This is a genomic window from Treponema sp. UBA7567, assembly GCF_002476655.1.
Taxonomy (GTDB): domain Bacteria; phylum Spirochaetota; class Spirochaetia; order Treponematales; family Treponemataceae; genus Treponema_D.
Map to the genome: position 1 here is coordinate 51,018 of NZ_DLLH01000037.1, position 19,352 is coordinate 70,369.

Sequence of the window (19,352 nt, forward strand, 5' to 3'; positions counted from 1 at the left end):
GGAATCTCAGTCTTATAATTTTAAGGTTCAGAAAAGCGATTTAATTGGAGCTCTTAAAAAAACTGCTGTCATGGTTGATAAAAAAGCAGGAAGGGTTTTCTTTAACATTTGCCCTGGAGTTTTAAGACTTACTTCACAAGAATCTGATTCTGGAGATGCAGAAGTTGAAATTCCGTGTGAATTTGCAGGCGATGAAATTACAATTGCAATGAATTACAAATATATCGAAGAGCCTTTACGTGTAATGGATGTTGAAAGAATAAAATTTGAATTCTCAGGCGAAATGAAAGCTGTAACAATGCTTCCAGAACCTGCGGAAGATTATTTCCACATTATTATGCCGATGCAGATGGCTTAAAAAGGCAGATGCCTGTACTTTCAGTTTCTTTTGTAAATTACAGAAATCTTCAGAACTCAACGATAAATCTTCTCTCAAAGGAGATTTATTTTGTCGGGGAAAATGGACAGGGAAAAAGTAATTTACTCGAATCAATCTATTACTCAGCTTACGGAAATTCTTTTAGAACTCGGGCCGATGCAGAAGTTGCAACAAAAGGTTTTTCAGATTTTTCGATAAAAACTATGTATCGGCTTGAAAATGGTTCAACAGAAAATATTTCGATTTTTTTTGAAAATGGAAAAAAGAAAATCGACAAAAACGGAAAATGGATAAAAGACCGTAAAGAACTGATAAATACAATGCCTTGTGTCTTGTTTTGCCACGATGATTTAGAATTTGCCGTTGGAGAGCCTGAACGCCGCCGTTTTTTTGTTGATCAGTGTCTTTCGATGTACGACGTTCTCTACATTGACACAAGCCGAAATTATAAAAAAATTCTAAAAAGCCGCAATTTTTCGTTAAAAGAAAAAAATTACGAAATGCTGGAAATTTTTGACTCTCAGCTTGTCCAAAATGGAATTGAAATTGAAAAAAAACGAAGGGATACAATTTTTCAGTTTAACCAGTTTTTTGGAAAGCTTTATGAAAAAATTACAGGAATTGACGGGGTTGCCATAAAATATGAACCAAGTTGGAAATCTGATGACAGTTTGAATATTATTCCTTCGGCGCAAAAGGCATTTGAAATTTTGCAGTCAAAAATAGAAATTGACAAAGCTGTTATGACGACAATGAGCGGACCTCATCGCGACAAGATTAAGTTTTTTAGAAATGGAACTGATTTTACTTCGACGGCTTCTACAGGACAAAGACGACTTTTGGCAATTCTTCTTAGAATCGGACAGGCAATTTTTTATGCAAATGTAACTGGAAAAAAACCGATTTTGCTTATGGACGATGTTCTTTTAGAACTGGATCCTGATAAAAGACAGCTTGTGACTCAGCTTTTGCCGGAATATGATCAACTTTTCTGTACATTTTTGCCTGGCGAACCTTACGAAAGATATATGAAGGAAGGAACAAAGATTTTTGAAATCAACGGAGGAATTTGGAATGAACGACAGTAATTTTATAAAAGCTTCCGATATGGTTTTAAGAATTATGAAGAATATTGATCCGGAACAAGTTCGACAGGGAAATAAAATTTCAAATTTGTGGACGCAGATTGTTGAATCAATAAGATCGAATAGCATAAACGGAGAAAATATTGGAAAAAATATGGCGAGCCATTCGCATGTAATCGATTTAAAAAACGGAATTTTGCTTGTGGAAGCGGATCATCCCGGTTGGATTCAAATGCTTGGAAATTATAAAAAATATATCTTAAAAGGTTTCAAGATGAAAATTCCAGAGATTAAAATTGAAACCCTCGCCTTTCGTCTAGCTGGTACAAATGCAGAAATTTCAAAAATTCATCGGAAAATTGATGAAGAAAAACAGCGGAATGCCGAAGAATTTAGAATAAACAGAGAACAAAAAGAACTTGAAAAAAAAGGCTTTGTTTATAAAAATTCTGGTCAGAAAAAAGAGTTACCGTCGGAAATTCAAAAAATGTTCGACGATATAAAAAACGATATGTTGACTAATAGCAATTAAATTTGTTATATTCTATCGCACTATACTTTTTTGTTTAAAATTTGGATTCTGTCTAACAGTGTCCGTAAAATAAGGAGAATGTTCCCATGTTAAGAACATATCAACCAAGTAAAGTTAAAAGAAATAGAAAATTCGGATTCCGTGCTCGCATGGCAACTCGCGGTGGACGTGCAGTTCTTGCCCGTCGTCGTGCAAAGGGTCGTTCAAAGCTTTCTGTAGCTGACGAAAAGAATAAATACTAATTCTTTTAAAAATGAAAACAGTCTTGTCAGAGTCTAGGCGTTTTACTTTCGATGAAAGAATAAAACGTGCTTCAGAATTCAAGAATCTGTTTAAAAACGGGAAAAGAGTAAGCGTTGTTGGGGCGAAATTGTTTTACCTTCCCAACAACTTGAAATTCAATAGAATTGGATTTCCTCTTCCCCGTGGTTTTGGTAATGCTGTTGAACGTAACCGTGCAAAGCGGTTTAGCCGAGAAATCTTTAGAAATCTAAAATCATACCTGAACACTGGCTATGATATGCTTTTTTTAGTGTATCCTCCTGCCGAAAAAGATTCGTTCCACTCGCGGTGTGATCAATTTCAAACATTATGTAAAAAAGCTGGGCTTTTAAAAGAATGCGAAATTTCGTTGTAAAATTTTTGTCTTTTTTTATAAAAGTTTACAGGCTTTGTATTTCGCCACTATTTCCGAAATGCTGTAGATTTTATCCAAGTTGCTCAGAATATGCACTTTTGGCGTTAAAAAAACATGGTGCTTTTAAGGGTTGTTGTCTTACTGTAAAAAGGATTTTTAAATGCAATCCTTTATTTAGGGGCGGTTACGATCCAGTTCCATAACTAAAAAAAATAGAAAATAAAATTTCCGGAGAAAAACAATGGAAAAAAATACTGCGTGGGCAATTGGCCTTTCGTCTGTTGTTTTGATTGGATTTTTCTTTTTGCAGACTTATTTTATGCCAAAGCCACAGCCTGTAACTCAGAAAAATGAAACTACTGCTATTGAAGTTGCCGCTGAAAATTCAGAAAATATTGAAAAAAATATTCCTGAAAAAATTGGCATTGTAAATTCACAGAATTCGGATTCTCTTGCAGAAGAAAATTTCATAGTCGAAACAAATAAAGTAAAAGTTACTTTTACAAATCGTGGCGGTGACATTGTCGGTTATGAATTAAAAGACCATATCGATTCAGATACAAATGGTTTTATTCAGATGGCAGATAATATTACCGATTCTAACCGTGCATTTGCGGTTTCTGTCGGCGGCGCTGAAAATTCAATCATAAACGATATTTTTGTTTCTAAAAAAATTGATGAAAATAAAATCGGATTTTTCAAAAATTATGTTGTAAATAATCCGGACGGCTCTAAAGGTGAATTTACACTTGTAAAAACATACACCTTTAATCCAAACGATTATGTTTTTAAGCTTGATGTTACAGTTGCCCCTGGAGAAAATTTTCAGGGCTTGGATTTAAATGGTTCAAGTTATTCTTTGAGAACTTCTCCTCAGATGGGACCGTTTTACAATCCAAAAGTTAATCGCTACGAAAATCGTCAGTTTATTTCATACAACGGCAAAAATAAAAAAAGAATTATTCTTGGTACAAACCAGACAAAATCTTACGAAAAAGAATGGAACTGGATTTCGATGGCAGGAAAATATTTTGAAGTTTTGCTCTGCCCTTCTGATAGTTCTTCAATGAACAGTAAAGTTACCTATTCTTCAAAAACTGATTTAAAAGATAAAACAAATGCTCAGGCAATTGTTTCTCGTAAAGCTGTAGATGCAAATGGTTCTAACGATACATATTATGTTTATGTTGGACCTCGCAACGAAAAAGATTTGAGAATTTATAATGTACCGGAAAACAACGTTTGGAAACTTGATGGAGTTCGTTTTGACAACAGCATTCAGACAAGTGGATTTTTAAGCTGGCTTGAAATTGTCCTAAAATTCTTACTGGAAATGATAAATAAGCTTGTTCATAACTGGGGTGTTTCGATCATAATTGTTACAGCAATTTTGAAGTTTGCAATGTTCCCTATTACAGCTAAAACTGCAAAAAGTACTGTAAAAATGCAGGCTTTGCAGCCAAAAATGCAGGCTTTGCAGGAAAAGTACAGAGATAATCCTCAAAAACTCAACGAGCAGACAATGAAACTTTATAAAGAAATTGGTTATAATCCTCTTTCTGGATGTTTGCCAATGCTTTTCCAGTTCGTAATTTTGTTTGCAATGTACAACTTGTTCAACAATTATTTTGAATTCCGTGGAGCAAGTTTTATTCCTGGATGGATTAGCGATTTGAGTGCTGGTGACCATGTGGCAACATTGAAATTCAATTTGCCTTTCCTTGGAAATCAAATCAGAATTTTGCCGGTAATTTATGTAATCAGTCAGCTTTTGTTTGGAAAAATTACACAAAACGGTGGAACTACTGCCGGTCAGAGTGCTATGCAGATGAAGATGATGATGTACGGTATGCCGATTTTGTTCTTCTTCCTGTTCTACAATGCTCCGTCTGGACTTTTGCTTTACTGGACAGTCAGCAACTTGATTCAGCTTGGACAGCAGTTGTTTATCAACGCAAAAATAAAAAAATAATTTAAAAAACGTCTCTGATTTTTTTTGGAGATGTTTTTTTATTGGATGTGGAATTAATTCGAAGAATTTTTCACATCCAGTAAGCACTTTGAACTTTTTATGGAGAAATAAATGAATTACGAATTTGAAGGAAAAAATGAAAAAGAAGCTATTGAAAAAGCTGCCGCCGAACTTGGTCTTGAACGTGATGAATTTGATGTAGAAATTGTTGAAACACAGAAAAAATCGCTTTTTAAAGCAGGCTACGTAAAAATTCGCATTACGCCTGTAAAAGAAACGAATGTAAATTCTGACAGCGGACGTTCTTACGACCCTGAAAATGTTGCAAAAAGAACTGTTACAAATCCGCTTGCGCAGGATGATTTTGAACAGAAACTTATTGATTTTGTAAACGAAATAATTTCTAAAATGGGATATGAAGCCGCAGTTCAAATTTCTTTCCGCGAAGACAAAAAAATTGGGATTAAACTTACTTCTGAAGCTTCTTCGATTTTGATTGGCCGCCGTGGTAAAAATCTTGATGCTCTTCAGTTGCTTGCAAACGTTTATGCAGGACATCTTGGACGTGAAGATGTACGTGTAATTCTCGATACAGAAAATTATCGCGTTCGCCGTGAAGAAAATCTTGTTCATCTTGCTTACAACACGGCAGACAAAGTTCGCTCAACACACAAATCGGTTTTGCTTGAACCAATGAATCCTTTTGAACGCCGTTTGATTCACACTACTCTCAACGATGTTCCAGAAGTTGAAACAATCAGCGAAGGCGAAGGACTTTACAAACAGGTTCGTGTAATTTTTAAAGGACAAACTTTTTAATGAATTTGATGAATAGACGGAATTTTTTGTTTATAGGTTTATTTTTTCTTTTTTTTGGACAAATTTTTTGTCAGGAACAGAATACTGTTTTAAAAGATGAAATTTATGAAGAATTAAAAGAAAAAGGCTCTATAAAACATTTAATTCAGTCTAAAGATGGTTTTGAACTTTCTCTTACTCCGGATACAGAATTTTGTAAACGTGCTGCAAATGCATGGAATCTTTCTGAAAATCCAAATTTAGTTTCTGAAAACTTGTTTTTAATAAGCAAGGAAGAATTAAAAGAAAAAAGTTCAAATCCTGAAAATGCAGAAATTTCGATGGATAGGGTTTCTAAAATTGTGCGTTCGATTTCCAAAATGAAAGGAATGCAATATTTTTCAAATGGAGATCAGCGTTGGGAGACTCTTTATCATCAGGCTTATGTTTGCAAGTCTGTAAAAGAAAAAAATGAGCCTTTGCCAGATGTGCTTGAAGGTTCTGCTGACGGCTTGAAAATTTTTGCGTTTTTGGAAGACAATTCATTTGGAAAAAGTGTTTATTCTCTTGAATATGTGCAAACCGAACGTGAAATTGGATTTTTTTTGACAAATGCAGAAAGCTGGACTTATGCTTTTGTAAAAGCTCTTAATCCTGAAAATGTAAAAATAAATATGGTTGTAATTGACAATGGAGATTCGTTCATTGTTTATATGGTTCTTTTTGCTAGGCACAAAAAAGTTCCTCTTTTGGGAGAGAGAATTCAAAAATCACTTGCAAATAGAATCGATGCAATTTACAACTGGTTTACATTGCAATTTTAATTGGGAGAAAAATTTATGAAAACTAGATTTTTTGCGGCAATATTTTGCTTTTTAACAATCAGTTTTGGAGGATGTAAAACAATGGATAAAGAATTAAAAGCTATTGAAGGTAAAGACGGTGTTTTTGCAATAATGGAAACTTCAAAAGGTTCAATTGTTCTTGAGCTTTTTTATGAAAAAACACCTTTGACAGTAACAAACTTTGTTGGTCTTTCTGAAGGAACTCTGGATGTTTGCAAAGGAAAACATTTTTACGATGGATTGAAATTTCACCGTGTAATTGCAGATTTTATGATTCAGGGCGGAGATCCAGAAGGAACAGGAAGAGGCGGTCCAGGTTATCGTTTTGCAGATGAATGTTTTGACGATTTGACTTTTGACAAGCCTGGTTATCTTGCAATGGCTAACGCCGGCCCAGGAACAAACGGTTCTCAATTTTTTATTACGCATGTTCCTACGACTTGGCTAAACGGAAAACATACAATTTTTGGACAAGTTGTAAACGCTGACAGTCAGAAAGTTGTAAATGCTATAAAACAGGATGATAAAATTGAAAAAGTAACTATCGTTCGTCAGGGAGAAAAAGCAAAGAATTTTACTGCTACTCAGGCAGATTTTGACAAGCTTGAAGGCGAAGTAAAAGCAAAGGCAGCAGAAGCAAAAAAAGTTGCAAATGCAAAAAAAATTGCAGAAGTTGAAAAGAATTTCCCAGGTTTTGCAGTTGATGCAAACGGAATTTATTGGAAAATAACAAAAGCCGGAAACGGTGTAAAAATTGGCGGACGTAAAAACGTTGCCTGCGAATACAAAGGATATTTGGTTGACGGACGTGTATTCGATCAGTCAGCTGGACGCGGTCCTTTGGAATTTGTTACAGCAAGCGGACAGATGATTCCAGGATTTGATATTATGGTTCAAGATATGTCACTTGGCGAAAAAAGAACTGTTGTAATTCCTTCAGATTTTGCTTATGGCGATCAAGGTTATCCTGGAGTAATTCCTGGCGGTGCTTATATTGCATTTGATATTGAAGTTGTAAGAGCAAGATAATTAACAAACGTTAGTTAAACTAACGATAGATAGTAGAAAGTCTGTTTGATTCGTTTGAATTGAACGGACTTTTTTTTGCAAAATTTGTAGTTTTTAATTGAAATTTTGTGGAAAAATAAAGTTTACGCCGGATGCGCAAGGCGTAAGTTTTTGGCGGCGATAAGCCGCCAAAAATGCAGCAAAGGCGGAACCTGAAGCAGCCGGTTTTTGAGAAAAAAAAGGCACTGACGGCTGGTTTTTATTTTTTAGGGAAATGCCGTCCAAAAAAATAAAAAAATTGACTATAAAACAAAACTTGAGTATTTTAGAAAAATGAGTGTATTTTTAATTGTTGAGTTTTTATTTTTTGCTGGAAGTCTTATTGGCTGGGGAATTGAAGTTATCTGGCGACGTTTTTTTAGCAGCAATAATCCTGAAAAAAAATGGATTAATCCGGGATTTTTGATTGGCCCTTATTTGCCGCTTTATGGTTTTTCGCTTACAATTTTGTTTTTGTTGAGTTTTATTGATGTAAGTTTTGTGGAAAACGCATTTGCGAGAAAAATTCTGCTTTTTGTTCTTATGGCGTTTTGCATTACGCTTTTTGAATATATTGCCGGCTTGATTTTTATAAAAGGAATGAAGATTAAACTTTGGGATTATTCAAATTGCTGGGGAAATATTCAGGGAATAATATGCCCTCTTTATACTGTTTTTTGGTGGATTTTAAGCGCAGCTTACTATTTTTTTATTCATCCGAGAATTTTGTCGTGGCTTGCCTGGTTTACAAATCATTTGACTTTTTGCATGGTGATTGGATTTTTTTACGGCGTTTTTACGGTTGATGTTGTTTATTCGCTAAATCTTATGACAAAAATTAGAAAATTTGCAAAGGAAAGTAAATTTATAGTCCGGCTGGAAAATTTACAGCAACAGATTAGAAAAGCGAGCGAAGAAAATAAAGAAAAAATACACTTCTGGATGTCTACAAAATCTGAATCTCTGGAATTAAAAGAAGCTGTTGAAAAACTTAAAGAAAGGTTTGAACTTGAAAAAAAGAAGTTTGAAAAGCAAAAATAGATTAAAAAAGCCTTTGCGCTGGTTCTAAGAACTTTGTGCAAAGGCTTTTGTTTTAGCAGTTATTTACTAACAAACGTTAGCTCATTTTACTAAGGGCTTTAGAAATTTTATTTTCCAAAGTAGTTGAGAGCGTTTCCGAACGAAATGTCTTTCACAATTTTTGTGAGCATTTCCATATCGTTTGGATATTCGCCGTTTTCAACCCAAGTTCCAATGATATTGCAGAGAATTCTTCTGAAATACTCGTGGCGTGAATAAGAGAGGAATGAGCGTGAGTCTGTCAACATTCCGACGAAAGCTGGAATCATGCCGAGGTTTCCGAGAACCTTAATCTGCTGTTCCATTCCGTCTTTGTGGTCGCAGAACCACCATCCTGAGCCGAGCTGGATTTTTCCCTTGACTCCGCTTCCCTGGAAGCAGCCCATGATTGTTCCGATAGAATAGTAGTCTTTAGGGTTGAGCGTGTAGAGAATTGTCTTTGGTGTGCCGCCCGCAGCTTCAATCAAAGAAAGAAGTCCTGCGAGATTTTCTGCGATTGGCTTGTCGTGAGAGCCGTCAAATCCTGTGTCAGGACCGAGCTTTTTGAACATTGCCTTGTTGTTGTCGCGGATTGCGTTCATATGCCACTGCTGAACGATTCCTCTCTGCTCGTAAGCGCGTCCGAGAGCAACGAGAACCTTTGTCTTGTAAGCCTCAGATTCAGCCTCTGAAATAACTTCGCCGTTGAGAGCGCGCGCAACTACTGCGTCGATGTTAGCATCTGTGTCAACTTTGCATGGCGGATACTCAAGAGCGTGGTCAGAAGCGCGGCAGCCGTTCTCAATGAAGTAGTCAAGGCGTTTAATGAGGGCTTCAATCACATCGTCAGAAGTCTTGATGTTGATTCCTGAAACTTCAGAAAGCTTTGCGATGTAGTCTTTGTATGTCGGAAGATTGATGTTGAGTGCTTTGTCCGGACGGTAAGACGGGCGAACGTGAGTCTCGATTTTTCCGATTGGTGCTGTTCCTGCGGCTATTGCCTTGTGATATTCAAGAGAATCAATCGGGTCGTCTGTTGTTCCTACAGCGTAAACGTGAAATTTCTTGAAGATTCCTTTTACAGAAAGCTCATCTGTCTGAAGCATCGCGTTTGCTTTTTCCCAAATGCGCGGAGCGGACTCGACTGTGAGAGGCTCGTAAATTCCAAAATAACGCTGGAGTTCGAGATGTGTCCAGTGATAAAGAGGATTTCCGATAAGATGCTCGATTGTCTCTGCCCATTTAAGGAATTTCTCGTAGTCCGGCTTGTCGCCAGTGATGTAGTCTTCTGTGATTCCGTAAGTTCTCATCTGGCGCCATTTGTAGTGGTCGCCTCCGAGCCAAATTTCTGTAAGGTTCTTAAATTTTTTGTTTTCAGCGATCTGAGCTGGAATAAGATGACAGTGATAGTCCCAAAGTGGTTCGTCTTTGCAGGCTTCAAAAAGTTTTTGTGCTGTTTTTGTGTCCAGCAAGAAGTTTTTGTCCATGAATTTTTTCATATCTAACTCCAAAAAATAATTTTACGATTCCAAATTTTAGAATCACAATCACTAATATTTTAGTACGATTTTAGAAAATTGTACACGAGACAAACAAAAATGAATTTTTTCTAAAAAAAAATTATGAAAATTTTGGACGGCATATTCTCCAAAAAAATAATTTTTTTTATTGCGAAACATTTTCTTAAAACCCGGCTGCTTCAGGTTCCGTTTTGCTCCATTTTTGACGGCTCAACCTTTATCAACGTGTTTTTAGCTCGTACAAAAACTTCAACCGCCGCCAAAAACTTGCGCCTTGCGCATCCGGCGTAAGTTTTTCTGTTTCGCGATTACAAAAATCGTAGTATAATTTAAATTCTTTTGAACAAAAGGTTGGCATAATAAAAATGGCAGAAATTTCAGAAAACATAGTTGAAAAAATCTTAAAAGAAAATATTAAAAATCAAGATACAGTTTTTGTTTTTCCTACGGAAATTGCGGCATCTCTTTGGGCAGACCGTTCAATTTTTGTTACGGATTGTCAGGCAGTTGCTCTCGAAAGATTTTTGGCATGGGACAAATTTAAAGGCGAAGCCGTAAGAGGCGAAAATCAAAATAAAATTTCTGTTCCTTCGACAATGCGACAAATTTTTGTTTCGAGGTTGATTGAAAAAAATGCCGAAAAACCTTTTTTTAAGAGTTTAATTTCAGAAAAGTATTCAAAAACTGCGGAAAGTTTTAGCGCCTGGATTGCTTCGATTTTGCCAAAACTTGGAATGTGGAAAGAGTATTTTGAAAAAAATTCATTACAAAAAGATTCCGAAGACGAAGATTTGCTCATTCTTTACGAAAAATACACAGAATCCTTAAATAAATATGGATTTTTTGATCCAGCCTGGGAAAAACCGCCTTTTAAAAGCAATGGAAAGCATTATTTTATATTTTTTCCAGAAATCAATTCGGACTGGGAAGAATACAAATTTATTCTCGAATCAACAAAAGAATTTATTACTCTTGTAAATGTTCCTGATTTTTCTGAAGAAAACAATTTTCATAAAAGCGAAGTAAAATTTTTTAACAATTCGCGCGTAGAGCTCAAAAACATTGCAAATAAAATTTTTGAACTTCATCATCAAAAAAAAATTGATTGGCAATCAATGGCAATTAGCGTTCCAGATATGGAACTTTATGGTTCGTATATTGACCGCGAGCTTGAACTTATGGAAATTCCGCATGTATTAAGATTTTCGCGGCCTTTGAGCGGAACTCCTGCCGGAAATTTATTCAATCAAATAAAAGAATGTATAAATTCAAAAAACAGTTACGATTCAATAAAAAAACTGCTCTTAAACGACTCTCTTCCGTGGAAAAATCCGGAGACTGCTCAAAAATTGATTGCTTTTGGCCAGGAAAATCACTGTATTTGCAGTTATGTTTACGGTGGCGAAAAAATAGATGTTTGGGAAAAATCTTTTTGCGATGTAAAATATAAAGATTTTGAAGTTGAGAATTTTTATAATTCACTTAAAGCTTATCTAAAAAAATTCAATCAGGCAAAAAACTTCAATTCGATTCGAACCGCTTATTTTGAGTTTAGAAATAAATTTTTTGATATGGAAAATTGCAGCGACAGCGCAAATAAAATTCTTGGAAGATGCGTTTCTGAACTTGGAGCTTTGATTGATCTTGAAAATCAATATGACTGCGCAGTTCCATCTCCGTTTAATTTTTTTGCGGAACAACTTGAAAATAAAAAGTATCTTGAACAGGCTTCTGAATTTGGCGTTCAAATTTATGAGTATAAGACGGCGGCCTGTGCTCCGTTTGACTGTCATTTGATTATTGATTCGAGCCAGGCTTCGCTAAATGTTTCTTATAAGGATTTTTCTTTTTTGAACGAAAATAAGCGTAAAAAGCTTTTAAATCGCGACGAATCGAACGTTTCTGACAAATTTGTGCGACTTTATCAGCTTAACAGTTTAAAAGAATCAGCATATTTTACGTGTGCAGAAAGAACTCTCGACGCTTATGCTCAGCCGGTGAGTTATTTAAAAATGAACGATTTGAGAAAAGAAAAAAATGAAAAAGTTCTTTTTTCGGAAAATCCATATAATTTAGAAAAAGAATGGTTTATTGGAAGCGAAGATTGTGAATTTCCTTCAAAAATCACAGAAATTCAGTCAAAAAGTTTTAAAAACTGGATGAATTTTCAAAAAATCGTACCAGTTTTGCAGGAAAAAGCAGCCGATGCCGTGAAAGAATTAAATTCAAAATCAGCCGAAAACGCAAGCCAGAATTCAATTTATGTTTCAAAAAGTTTGCTTTCAAAATTTTACGATTGTCCGAGAAAATGGCTTTTTGCCTGCCGTGAAATGAATTTAAAAGAACAGGACAAGGCTGCGGTTTTGCTCGACAGATATGCTGCTGGAAATTTGTATCATAAAATTCTTGAAATTTACTTAAAAACGCTCAAAAGCAATGGTTTTCATCTGGAAATTGAAAAAGATAAACTTGAAGAAAAATACGAACAAATTCTTGAAAACGCAATTACGGAAGCAATAAATTTTGACGGAGAAGGAAACGAAAAAAATTGCTTCTTAAAAAAGGAACTTTTAAAAACTACGCGACCTGCAATAAAAAGAACAATTTTAAATTTCATAAAAGAATTTACAAAAATTTTTAATAATTGCGAAGTCGACGATTGCGAAGGCGAGCTTCGGATTCAAGACGAAGAATTTAATTTTACTTTTAACGGCAGAATCGACTGTCTTTTAAAAGATTGCGAAAATGGACAGTATTATTTGGTCGATTTTAAAAATTCTGATTCAGCGGTTCCAAAAAATTTGTATTTTGCGGAAGAGGAATTTGAAACTTCTGAAGAAGGCGAAAATCTTCAATCTGCCGAAATAAACGAAAATTTGCCGCTTGAAGAACAGAAGTTACCAGATTTTCAAATGCCGGCTTATACTTGGCTTATGGAAAAGCAGAAAAATATTTGCATTCAAAATGCGGCGTTTTTTAGCATAAACGAAGCAAAGGTTTGGCCGGTTTTTGGTTACGAAATGCAAAGACGGGCAAATTCAAAAAAGGAAATTCCAGATTGCGAAAAATTCAAAAAAACTACAGAAAAAGTTATTGAATTTGTAAAAAATTATGTTCAGCGAATCAGAATTGGCGATTTTAGATTGAATGAAAAAGTTCAGAATTACGAAAAATGTTCTGCCTGCGAATACAATTCAATCTGCCGAAAAACTTTTAACGTCGGAAAACACGAATAACGGAGGAAAAAATGGCTGATATAAAAAAAATGTTGCCAGAACAGCAAAAAGCAATTGATTCAATAAAAAATACTGTAGTTGCAGCTGGAGCAGGTTCTGGAAAAACGACAGTTCTTTCGCTCCGATATTTGAATTTGATAAAAAAATACAAATACAACGTTGAGCAGATTTTGACTTTGACTTTTACAAAAAAAGCTACGGTCGAAATGTCATCGAGAATTTACAACGTCTTAAAAAATGAAGCGCCCGAACAGGCTGCGAATTTTTATAAGGCGAATATAAAAACTTTGGACAGTTATTGTAATAGCGTCGCAAAACTTGGCTGCCGTTTTTACGGAATAAGTCCAGATTTTGTTCAAGATGATGAAAGCATAAAAACTCAGGTAAAGGCAAAAGCCCTGCCCTTTTTGCTCGAACATCGCGACAATGAAACTTTAAAAGAGTTTATAAAAGTTCAAGATTACGAGGCGGTTGCAGACAAACTCTTTGTTGAACCGATTCTTGTCCATTCAAAAATTGCAAATCCCATAGATTTTCGTGAGGATTTTAAAAAGCAGTTTGCAAAAATTGTTCAGGAATGGAATAAAACAGTTCATAAAATTTCAGAAATTTTGAACGAAATTGAAAGTTTTGAAGATGAATTTTCGGGAAACCGGGAAAGCAAGTCGTTTGAATCGTATATAAAAGAAAAAAATAAAAATGTTTCTCCAGAAATTGTAGAAATTACGGACGAAAACATCGAAACTCAAAATTTTTCGTTAATAAAAGAATATGCAGAAAAAATAAACGGAATAAATTATTCAAAACCGAGGGTAAAATCGGCAGAAGTTGATTTGCTTAAGGAAAATATTGATTTATTTCGCTCTGCAAAAAGCGATTTGCTTTCGCTTGCAAATTATATTTACGGAATTCCATATTTGGAAAAAATTTTGCCTCTTCTGGAAGAATTTCAAGAAATTGTAATGAATGTAAAACGCTCATCAAACTGTCTGACTTTTGCCGACGTTTCTAATATGGCATTGCAGATTCTTTGCGATTATCCGGAAATTCGTGCCATGGAAAAAGAAAAATATAAAGCAATTATGATTGATGAATTTCAGGACAATAACCTGGATCAGCGCAATATGCTTTTTCTTTTGGCAGAAAAAAAAGAAAGAATGGAAAAAGGCGTTCCGTCGGTTGAAGAGCTTGAAAAAGAAAAATTGTTTTTTGTTGGCGACGAAAAACAGAGTATTTATCGCTTTCGTGGCGCAGATGTTGAAGTTTTTAATAATCTTGCAAAAGATTTTTCTGATGGAACTTTGCAAATGTACACAAACCATCGTTCAAATCCAAAATTGATTTCTGCATTTAATACGATTTTTGGAGGCGATTTGTATTCTGGTCAAAATGCAAAAAATGTTGAATTTGCGGTAACTCCGCCGTCTGTTTTTTTTAACGAACGTCAGCAAAAAAATAATTACGAAATTCCGCCTTACGAGGCAATTTATCATTCTGTTTTGCCAGACGAAAAAAAACTCGAAATCGAAGAAAAAAATGAAAATTCAAAAAGAAGAGTAAATCTTGCTTTTTACGAAAAAAATACCGAAGCTCCAAATGGATTTTTTACCGGAACTTTTGCCGAAGCCGAATGGGTTGCTCAAAAAATTGCTGAAAAGCACGGCGAAGGGTATGATTTTTCGGATATGGCGATTTTGCTCAGGTCATATTCAAAACAAGCTGTTTTTGAACGCGCATTTTTGCGTCATGGAATTCCGTACAACACAGAAACCTTAAAAGGATTTTTTTCTGACGGGCCAGTTAGCGACATTGCCGCTTATTTAAAGCTTTGTGCATATTCTGACGACAGAATGGCATACGGAAAAGTTTTGAGTTCCCCTTTTGTAAATTTAACAGTGACGGAAACGGAAGCGGTTCTTTCCTTAAAGCAGGATGTTTTTTCTGACGAAAGTGCAGAAATTTTGCAGGAAGATTCTTTGATTCGTTTTAAGAATGCCGCAAAATTTTATGAGGAAGTTAAGGAATTTGCAAAAGAAAATTCACTTGCAAAAACTGTTTCAAAACTCTGGTATGAATTTGGTTATCGGTTTGAAACAATGTGGAACGAAACTGTCAAAATGTACGAAAAACTTTACGACCTTTTGTTTGCGCTTGCCCGCGAAGGCGATGAAAAGAATTTAAATCTTGCCAGTTTTGTCGATTATTTGTTTGAATACGAAGAAGAAAAGTCAAAACTTGAAATAAATGTTCCTGTCGAAAAATCAGAAGGCGTTCATATTATGACGGTTCACAAAAGCAAAGGTCTTGAATTTAAAATCGTCTTTATTTGCGACACTCAACGAGGTTCTGTAAACGAAAAAAGCACGGTTCCTGTTTATTACAGCTCAAAATTTGGTTTTGCGCTTAATACTCCGACGTATTTTAAAGATTCAAAAAACTATTTTTATACTCTCGCAAAAAACGAAAATGAATTAAAAGAATGTGCGGAAATGCGTCGTCTGACTTATGTTGCCCTAACTCGCGCGGAAGACGAAATTTTTATTACAAACAGCAGTTACGAAGTTCCAAAAGATGTTGAAGAATATTTGCCAGGCGGAACAAAAAATGCCGATTCAATTTATAAAGTTCTTGCTCCAGTTATCGATTTTTACAGTAAAAAGGACGAAAGTGGAAATTCAAATTATCAAGAAGCCTCGCCTTTTTCTAAAATTGAAATAATTAAACCTTTTTCTCAAGGCGAAGTTTTTTCGGAACAAAAACGCCCGAATACTCAAAAAGCAAAAATTGACTTTGTAAAAGCGCTTTCAAAACAAAGTCCTTACGAAAGTTCGCAAATTCTAAAAAAAGATCAAGTTGAAAAAATTTATGTTTCTCCGAGCAAACTTTACGAAGAAGCCGAAAAAGATGAATTTAGAAAATCTCTTGAAAACAAAAACCGGACGAATTTGCCATTTGCCGAAATAAATGAAATTATTGAAAGACACAAGAATTTTGACTTTAACAATTTTGGTACAATCGCACATTCTTATCTCGAAAATGCGCTGAAATTTTACGGAGAGGAAATAAAAGTTCCGTATAATAATCAGGACGTTTCCGGATTGGAAAATAGCACGGGCGATATTAAGAAAGTTGAAAAAATTTGTGAGCAAATGACGAAAGAATTTTTGAATTCAGATCTTGGAAAAAAAGCGCTGAATTCAGTCTGGCGAAAAGAAGAATTTGAGTTTAAAAGCCGGTTTGGAGAAAAGATTTTGTCTGGTGTAATTGATTTGGTTTTTAAAGAAAAGGATGAAAATTTTTTTGTTGTTGATTACAAAACAAACCAGGAAATTCGTCCGGAAATTTATTATTCGCAATTGGCCTGTTATAGACGCGCAGTTTCTCAAATGCTGTCAGTTCCAGAAGAAAAAATAAGAACTTTTTTGTTTTATTTGCGTTTTGGAAAAGAAATTGAAGTTTTGCCGGAAAATCTATGTTTGAACGAGAATATTTATGAGTATTAAAGAAAATATAAAAATAAAGGTTGCTTCTCCGGAAAATGCAGCCGAACTTTTAGAAATTTATAAGTTTTATGTTGAAAATACGGCAATTAGCTTTGAAATTGAAACTCCGACTCTGCAGGAATTTCGCGCTCGAATCGAAAAAACTCTTAAAAAGTATCCGTATTTGATTGCAGTTTCTCCAGAAGACGAAATTTTGGGATATGCTTATGCTGGAGAATTGAAATCCCGGGCTGCGTACGATTGGTCAATAGAAACGTCAATTTATGTAAAAAATGGATACAGAAAGATGGGCATTGGCGGAATTTTGCTTAAAAAACTCGAATTTCTTCTTAAAAAACAAAATATTTTAAATTGTTATGCTTGTATTGCCTATACAGAACGAGAAGATGAATTTCTTACAAACGCCAGTGTAAAGTTCCACGAAAAAATGAATTACCGAATGATAGGGATTTTTAAAGACTGCGGATACAAATTTGACCGCTGGTACAGCATGGTTTGGATGGAAAAACATTTAGGAGAACACAAAAGTTCTCAGAAAAAAACAATTCCATTTAGTGCTTTGCTCGAACAACTTTAAATAAAAAAAGCCTGAAAAGTAAATTTATACTTTTCAGGCAGTTTGGTTATTCAATAAAAATTAAAAATTACAGAGTTACACCGTCTTTAAAGATTGCAATTTCGCGGTAACCGTTGATTTCGTTCTTTGTCTGTTTTTTTCCAGAACAAATATCGCAAATCAATTCAAGGAGAGAATCGCGAACTTTGTCGCTTGGCTCGTCTAAAAGGCGTGCCGCGTCAAAATCAATCCAGTCAGATTTTTTTTCTGCGAGAGGATGATTTGTTGCAATTTTTACAGTTGGAACAGGAGCGCCGAGAGGAGTTCCGCGTCCAGTAGAGAATAGAATAATGTTTGCTCCAGCAGCAGTCATATCTGTTGTAGAAACAATGTCGTTGCCAGGACCTTCAAGAAGAGTAAGGCCTTTTTCTGTCAGACGCTCCCCATATTTGAGAACCCCTGTAACAGGCGCTTTTCCGCCTTTCTGAACACAACCCAAAGATTTGTCTTCGAGCGTTGTAATTCCGCCGGCTTTGTTTCCTGGACTTGGATTTTCGTAGCAAACCTGATTGTGGCGGGCATAATAATCTTTAAATCCGTTAATAAGATTTACAGTTTCGTCAAAGCGTTTTTTATCAACACAGCGGTTCATAAGCATTTGCTCAGCGCCAAACATTTCTGGAACTTCAGTGAGCATTACGCGGCCGCCCATTCCTGTCATAGCATCGCAAACCCGGCCAATCAAAGCATTTGCCGTAATTCCAGACATTCCGTCCGAACCGCCGCACTTCATTCCAAGAACAACTTCTGAAAGAGGAACAGACTCGCGCTTAAACTGGCCAACATATTTTACAAGTTCAGTAATCAGTTCTTTTCCAGCCGAAAGCTCATCTTCTGTCTGCTGAGTTGTCATAAATTTTACGCGGTTTTCATCATATTCGCCCAAAAATTCCTTAAAATAAGGAATATTGTTTTCTTCACAGCCGAGGGAAACAACAAGAACGCCGCCGGCATTCGGGTGATGAACTAAATCTGCCAAAATTTTTGCGGTAGTTTCTTTGTCGCCACCCATCTGGGAACAGCCATAAGGATGAGTCCAGGCAAAAATTCCTTCAAGACCGCCATTTGTATTTGGCTTTGGCTCTTCGCCGTCAAAAAATTTTGCATTTGCCCAGGTTGCAAGGCGTTCAGAAATTTTATTAACACAGCCAACAAGCGGAACAATCCAAATTTCGTTGCGAATACCAATGCGGCCGTCTGCGCGTTTGTAAACGTTTACAGAAGGAACATTTTTGCGCAAGTCCTCAGTTTCCTTGTACCATTTTTCGTAAGCAGCTTTTGCGTTTTCTTCGTTATAAGTGTATTCAAATTTTTCAGAAAGCAAGGTGTGAATGTTGTGTGTGTGAACATGGCTTCCAGCAGGAATATCCTGAGTAGCAGCGCCAATCGGATATCCGTATTTTATGACAGGCTCGTCTTTTTTTATGTCGCGGATAGCGAATTTATGACCGGCTGTAATATCCTCTGTAAGAGTTACTTTAGTTTCCGGCGCATTTCCAGAAGCTTCAAGAATAACTTCCGTGCCTTTTGCCAGCGGCTGAAGCGCGACAGCTACAATGTCAGCCGAATTAATTCTAATAGCGATTTTGCTCATAGTACCCCCAAAAGTGACCTAAAATTAAACAATTAAGTTACGTGCGTTCTGAAAATCTATCATTTTATAAGCAAAAAGTCATTATCAAAATTCGGGCACTCCGCCAAAAGGCGGCGCTACGTTCCGGGCTGCGCTATTCGCTCCGGCCGGCAAAAATGCCGTCTGCTTCGCACCCTGCACATCGCTAGTGCGTTTTTTTAATCCGCCGCCACTGCTCCATAGCCTGAGGCAAAAAAAGTTGTGTAACCTTAATTTCGAGTTTTACTGTCATTATCGGGCTTGACCCGATAATCTATTGAAAATTTCCAACAGGTTCCTGACTGAGTTTACTGCGTAAACATCGCAATGCCGCGGCACAGGAATGACACTTAAATTACTGTGCGAGGGATTGGAAGGGCGCGCGGAGCGCGTTGCGCGGCAATGGAGCGCGTAAGGCGCGGAACCCTGCAAAGCCCGGTGCCGTTTTTACGGCACGCACCCATTATCGTTATATTTTGTCTATGTAACTTTTTTGCTTTTCGTGTTATTT

The 19,352-nt window shown here is 36.0% G+C and carries 15 protein-coding genes and 1 pseudogene; 14 read left to right on the plus strand and 2 right to left on the minus strand.

The genetic code is table 11. The features are described from left to right. The 11 genes and pseudogenes from B3Y13_RS04510 to B3Y13_RS04560 all read left to right on the plus strand — a co-directional run. Positions 1-358 (plus strand): annotated as a pseudogene (locus B3Y13_RS04510) (DNA polymerase III subunit beta); the annotation flags it as partial. 8 nt (positions 359-366) lie between these two features. Further along, positions 367-1,467: a DNA replication/repair protein RecF gene (gene recF, locus B3Y13_RS04515; RefSeq protein ID WP_296667155.1), complete on the plus strand. Its 1,101-nt coding sequence runs from the start codon at positions 367-369 to the stop codon at positions 1,465-1,467. After that, positions 1,454-1,996 carry a DciA family protein gene (locus B3Y13_RS04520; RefSeq protein WP_296016114.1) on the plus strand — a complete coding sequence of 181 codons (543 nt, stop codon included), beginning with the start codon at positions 1,454-1,456 and terminating at the stop codon, positions 1,994-1,996. Before recF ends, B3Y13_RS04520 begins: the two co-directional genes overlap by 14 nt. 86 nt (positions 1,997-2,082) lie before the next feature. After that, positions 2,083-2,238, plus strand: coding sequence for a 50S ribosomal protein L34 (gene rpmH, locus B3Y13_RS04525; protein ID WP_078931603.1), 156 nt, complete (start codon positions 2,083-2,085; stop codon positions 2,236-2,238). 11 nt (positions 2,239-2,249) lie between these two features. After that, positions 2,250-2,633, plus strand: a complete 384-nt coding sequence (gene rnpA, locus B3Y13_RS04530; RefSeq protein ID WP_273066294.1) for a ribonuclease P protein component — start codon at positions 2,250-2,252, stop codon at positions 2,631-2,633. Beyond that, positions 2,615-2,836 carry a membrane protein insertion efficiency factor YidD gene (yidD, locus tag B3Y13_RS04535; protein ID WP_296016138.1) on the plus strand — a complete coding sequence of 74 codons (222 nt, stop codon included), beginning with the start codon at positions 2,615-2,617 and terminating at the stop codon, positions 2,834-2,836. Before rnpA ends, yidD begins: the two co-directional genes overlap by 19 nt. A 38-nt stretch (positions 2,837-2,874) precedes the next feature. Further along, the gene (yidC, locus tag B3Y13_RS04540; protein WP_296667152.1) at positions 2,875-4,605 is read left to right on the plus strand and encodes a membrane protein insertase YidC; all 1,731 of its coding nucleotides are present in this window, start codon (positions 2,875-2,877) and stop codon (positions 4,603-4,605) included. Positions 4,606-4,716: 111 nt separating this feature from the next. Continuing rightward, entirely contained in the window at positions 4,717-5,424 is a 708-nt protein-coding gene (gene jag / locus B3Y13_RS04545) for an RNA-binding cell elongation regulator Jag/EloR (RefSeq protein ID WP_296016149.1), read from the plus strand. Beyond that, a complete protein-coding gene (locus B3Y13_RS04550; protein WP_296667149.1) occupies positions 5,424-6,227 on the plus strand; it encodes a DUF6675 family protein in 804 nt (267 codons plus the stop codon). The genes jag and B3Y13_RS04550 overlap by 1 nt, the downstream gene beginning before the upstream one ends. 15 nt (positions 6,228-6,242) lie before the next feature. Next, positions 6,243-7,277, plus strand: coding sequence for a peptidylprolyl isomerase (locus tag B3Y13_RS04555; RefSeq protein WP_349675704.1), 1,035 nt, complete (start codon positions 6,243-6,245; stop codon positions 7,275-7,277). 312 nt (positions 7,278-7,589) lie between these two features. Continuing rightward, positions 7,590-8,336 carry a putative ABC transporter permease gene (locus B3Y13_RS04560; protein WP_296016171.1) on the plus strand — a complete coding sequence of 249 codons (747 nt, stop codon included), beginning with the start codon at positions 7,590-7,592 and terminating at the stop codon, positions 8,334-8,336. Between the two features lie 107 nt (positions 8,337-8,443). On the opposite strand, the gene uxaC is transcribed toward B3Y13_RS04560, so the two are convergent. Next, positions 8,444-9,853 carry a glucuronate isomerase gene (uxaC, locus tag B3Y13_RS04565; protein ID WP_296667146.1) on the minus strand — a complete coding sequence of 470 codons (1,410 nt, stop codon included), beginning with the start codon at positions 9,851-9,853 and terminating at the stop codon, positions 8,444-8,446. A 386-nt stretch (positions 9,854-10,239) separates the two neighbouring features. Here uxaC and B3Y13_RS04570 point away from each other — a divergent pair, with 386 nt between their 5' ends. From B3Y13_RS04570 to B3Y13_RS04580, 3 genes are read left to right on the plus strand one after another with little or no spacing between them, the layout of a single operon-like run. After that, entirely contained in the window at positions 10,240-13,110 is a 2,871-nt protein-coding gene (locus B3Y13_RS04570) for a PD-(D/E)XK nuclease family protein (protein WP_296692944.1), read from the plus strand. An 11-nt stretch (positions 13,111-13,121) separates the two neighbouring features. Continuing rightward, positions 13,122-16,613 (plus strand): UvrD-helicase domain-containing protein, encoded by a 3,492-nt coding sequence (locus tag B3Y13_RS04575; RefSeq protein WP_296692947.1) that lies wholly within the window; start codon positions 13,122-13,124, stop codon positions 16,611-16,613. Next, a complete protein-coding gene (locus B3Y13_RS04580; RefSeq protein WP_296669088.1) occupies positions 16,603-17,190 on the plus strand; it encodes a GNAT family N-acetyltransferase in 588 nt (195 codons plus the stop codon). Before B3Y13_RS04575 ends, B3Y13_RS04580 begins: the two co-directional genes overlap by 11 nt. Positions 17,191-17,257: 67 nt before the next feature. Here B3Y13_RS04580 and B3Y13_RS04585 read toward each other — a convergent pair whose 3' ends face one another. Then, complete coding sequence (locus B3Y13_RS04585; protein WP_296669090.1) at positions 17,258-18,823, minus strand: UxaA family hydrolase; 1,566 nt, start codon at positions 18,821-18,823, stop codon at positions 17,258-17,260. Between the last annotated feature and the right edge of the window lie 529 nt (positions 18,824-19,352).